1 protein-coding gene is annotated in these 268 nt (G+C 66.0%); it reads left to right on the forward strand.

Annotated elements, in window-relative coordinates:
• Nucleotides 1–78: 78 nt before the first annotated feature.
• A partial coding sequence (locus JK363_RS41825) for a beta-ketoacyl synthase N-terminal-like domain-containing protein (protein ID WP_307822138.1) occupies nt 79–268 on the forward strand: 190 nt, incomplete at its 3' end.

A 268-nucleotide genomic window follows, 5' to 3' on the forward strand; every position in this document is an offset into this window, starting at 1 on the left:
TATCTGTGCACCAGACTGACCGGAGAGACAGGCGGTTCCAGTGCACTGGTCGCGGTGTCGGCGGAGTCGGATGAACCTGTGGCGATCGTCGCGATGACCTGCCGTTTCCCGGGCGGGGTGCACTCTCCCGAGGGACTGTGGGAGCTGCTTGCCACGGGTAGCGAAGGCATCGGGGAGTTCCCCACCAGTCGGGGCTGGGACCTGGACGCTCTCTTCCATTCCGACCCGGACCACCCCGGCACCTCCTATACCCGCAAGGGTGGCTTCC

The organism is Streptomyces coffeae, assembly GCF_016741875.1.
Classification (GTDB): domain Bacteria; phylum Actinomycetota; class Actinomycetes; order Streptomycetales; family Streptomycetaceae; genus Streptomyces; species Streptomyces coffeae.